At 35.8% G+C, this 1,576-nt stretch carries 2 protein-coding genes and 1 pseudogene; all 3 read left to right on the top strand.

The annotated features are described in order from the left end of the window. On the top strand, positions 1 to 574 hold a 574-nt coding region (locus tag KM800_RS15005), incomplete at its 5' end, for an acyl-CoA dehydrogenase family protein (RefSeq protein ID WP_303396677.1). Between the two features lie 15 nt (positions 575 to 589). Next, positions 590 to 1,369, top strand: coding sequence for an electron transfer flavoprotein subunit beta/FixA family protein (locus tag KM800_RS15000; RefSeq protein WP_217813807.1), 780 nt, complete (start codon positions 590 to 592; stop codon positions 1,367 to 1,369). 20 nt (positions 1,370 to 1,389) lie between these two features. After that, positions 1,390 to 1,576: pseudogene (locus KM800_RS14995) on the top strand (electron transfer flavoprotein subunit alpha); the annotation flags it as partial.

Raw genomic sequence — 1,576 nt, 5'->3', positions numbered from 1 at the left:
TATGAAAGGTTTTTCAATTGGAAAGCTTGAAAATAAAATGGGTATAAGAGCATCATCAACTACTGAACTTATATTTGAAGATTGCATAGTTCCAAAAGAGAATTTGGTAGGAAAAGAAGGAAAAGGCTTTGGCATAGCAATGAAAACTCTTGATGGAGGAAGAATTGGTATAGCAGCTCAGGCTCTAGGTATAGCAGAAGGAGCTTTGGAGGAGGCCGTTGAATATATGAAAGAAAGAAAACAATTTGGAAGATCAATTTTCAAGTTCCAGGGATTAGGTTGGGTTGTTGCTGATCTTGCAACCAAAATAGATGCGGCAAGATATCTTGTTTACAAAGCAGCATTAAATAAAGACGCGCATGTTCCATATACAGTAGATGCGGCAAAGGCTAAATTGATGGCTGCAGATGTTGCTATGGAAACTACAACTAAGGTTGTTCAATTGTTTGGTGGATATGGATATACCAAGGATTATCCAGTAGAGAGAATGATGAGAGATGCAAAGATAACTGAGATATATGAGGGAACTTCAGAGGTACAAAGAATGGTTATTTCCGGAAGCATATTTAGATAGGAGGAGCACATCATAATGAATATAGTTGTTTGTTTAAAACAAGTACCAGACACAAATGAAGTAAAAATAGACCCAAAGACAGGGACATTGATAAGAGAAGGTGTTCCATCAATAATAAATCCAGATGACAAGAATGCACTTGAAGAATCACTTGTAATGAGAGATAAAGTGGGTGGAAAAGTTACAGTAATAAGTATGGGACCTCCACAGGCAGAGAGTGCACTTAGAGAATCTCTAGCCATGGGTGCTGATGAAGCAATTTTAATTTCCGATAGGGCATTTGCAGGAGCAGATACTTGTGCTACAGCTTATGCACTTTCAGGAGCACTTAAAAAATTGGATTATGATGTAATCTTTGCCGGAAGACAGGCAATAGATGGAGATACTGCTCAAGTTGGACCTGAAATAGCAGAATTTTTGAGTATACCACAGATAACTTATGTAGAAAAAGTTGATGTGAATGGAAATACACTAACGGTTAAAAAAGCTTGGGAAGATGGATATGAAACGGTAAAAGTTAATACGCCTGTATTGTTAACTGCTATAAAAGAATTAAATGAACCAAGATATATGGGAATGAAGAATATATTTGAAACATTTAATAAAGAAGTAAAAGTATGGAGTGCTGATGACTTGGAAGTTGAGAAAGAACGTCTTGGACTTAAGGGTTCACCAACAAAAGTTAAGAGATCAGCTACAAAAGAAGCAAAAGGAGCAGGAGAAGTTATAAATAAACCTGTAAAAGAAGCAGTAACATATGCAATTTCAAAATTAAAAGAAAAACATGTAATTTAATATTATAGGAGGGACTTTGAATGAACATAGCAGATTACAAAGGCGTATGGGTATTTGCTGAGCAGAGAGACGGAGAACTACAAAAAGTAGCATTGGAACTACTTGGAAAAGGAAGAGAATTAGCAGATAAATTAAAAGTGGATTTAACTGCTGTATTACTTGGTAGTGATATAGATGATATAGCAAAAGAATTATCAGCATATGGAG

Source organism: Clostridium tyrobutyricum (assembly GCF_019144085.1).
GTDB classification, from domain to species: domain Bacteria; phylum Bacillota; class Clostridia; order Clostridiales; family Clostridiaceae; genus Clostridium_B; species Clostridium_B tyrobutyricum_A.
This window is presented reverse-complemented; position numbering and strand designations above follow the sequence as displayed.

What these genes read in the sequence shown, in the direction of transcription:
- KM800_RS15000 (WP_217813807.1), top strand. Translation starts at nt 590, where the DNA reads ATGAATATAGTTGTTTGTTTAAAACAAGTACCAGACACAAATGAAGTA.